Here is a 1,764-nt window from a genome sequence, read left to right as displayed (position 1 = left end):
ATTGAGCTCGGTCCCGGGGATCCTCTAGAGTCCGGAACTCGTTGGGCGAGTGCGGATCGATCGTCAGCAGGCGGATCGTCTCGGCCTCGCGACCCTTCTGCTGCCAGATCTGCGCCCAGCTGAGCAGCAGCCGCTGAATGCCGGTGTAGCCGTCGATCACGGGACCATCGGCATCCTCGTCGGTCGTGTCGGCGCCGAGCGACAGGCGATAGGCCTTGATCGCGATGCCGAGTCCGCCGAGATCCCCGATGTTCTCGCCGATCGTCAGGGCGCCGTTGACGTGGTGCTCCGCGGCGAGGCCCTGGGGCACGAGTTCGTCGTACTGGGCGATGAGGGCACCCGTGCGCTGCTCGAACGCGACGCGGTCGTCATCCGTCCACCAGTCGCGAAGCGCACCGGTGCCGTCGAAGGCCGACCCCTGGTCGTCGAAGCCGTGGCCGATCTCGTGGCCGATCACGGCGCCGATGCCGCCATAGTTGGCCGCGGCATCCCGGTCCAGCTCGAAGAACGGGTACTGCAGGATCGCCGCGGGGAACACGATCTCGTTCATCAGCGGGTTGTAATACGCATTGACCGTCTGGGGCGTCATGTACCACTCGTCGCGGTCGATGGGGGCGCCGAGCTTCGCGATCTGCCGCTCGTGCTCCCACGCGTTCGTGCGACGCACGTTGCCGATCAGATCGGCGCCGTCGACCTCGAGCGCGGAGTAGTCCTTCCACGTCACGGGGTAGCCGACCTTCGGCGTGAAGGCGTCGAGCTTCTCGAGGGCGCGGCCACGGGTCTCGGGGGTCATCCAGTCGAGGGTCTCGATCGAACGCCGGTAGGCCTCGATGAGGTTTCCGACGAGCTCGTCCATCGACTCCTTGGCCGCGGGCGGGTAGTGACCCTCGACGTATACTTGCCCACGGCCTCGCCCATCGCCGCCTCGACGAAGCTGACGCCGCGCTTCCAGCGCTCGCGGTTGACAGGAACGCCCGTGAGCTCGGTGCCGTAGAACGCGAAGTTCGCGTCGACGAAGTCCGACGACAGGAACGCCGCGGAGGCCCGCACGATGTGCAGCCGCAGCCACGCCTTCCAGTCCTCGAGGCGATCCTCGACGAGCAGCGAACCCAGGCCCTCGAAGTAGCTGGGCTCGTTCACGTTGATGTCGGCGAAGCCGTCGCGGCGTCCAGGGGCGACCGCATCCAGCCACGGCGCGAGGTCGACGCCGACGAGCCGCTGCACGTCATCCCACGTCATGAGGTTGTACGTGGCGACGGCGTCGCGCGTGCGCACGTTGTCCCAGTGGTGGGTCGCCAGCTCGGTCTCCAGCGCCAGCACGCGGTCGGCCTGCCGCCCGGCATCCTCACCCTGCGCACCCACCCCGGCGAGGCCGAAAACCGTCTGCACGTAGTCGCGGAAGGCGACGCGGGTCTTGTCGAAGTTGTCGAGGCGGTAGTAGCTCTCGTCCGGCAACGACAGTCCCGACTGCACGAAGAACGCGACGTAACGCTCGGGATTTCCCGGGTCGGGCTCGATGTAGACGCCGATCATGCTGCCGACGCCTTCCCGCTCCATCTCGCCGACGGTGCGCAGCAGCGCCGGGATGGAGTCGATGACGTCCACCCGGGCCAACTGCGCCGCGAGGGGCTCGGCCCCGAGCGTCTCGATGCGCTCGGTGTCCATGAAGCTCGCGAACAGGTCGCCGATCTTGCGCGCCTCCGTGCCCGGCTCCGCCGTCGTCGACTCCTCGATGATGGCCCGCACGTTCTTCTCGGCCTGCTC

Annotated in this window: 1 pseudogene; it reads right to left on the bottom strand. The window is 67.9% G+C overall.

Annotated features, from left to right (window positions below):
• Positions 1-1,764: pseudogene (locus I5I_RS18015) on the bottom strand (M13 family metallopeptidase); the annotation flags it as partial.

The sequence above is a fragment of the Microbacterium sp. B24 genome (assembly GCF_000333415.1).
Taxonomy (GTDB): domain Bacteria; phylum Actinomycetota; class Actinomycetes; order Actinomycetales; family Microbacteriaceae; genus Microbacterium.
The sequence above is the reverse complement of the archived record's forward strand: the minus strand, read 5'-3'. Positions and strand labels throughout refer to the sequence as shown.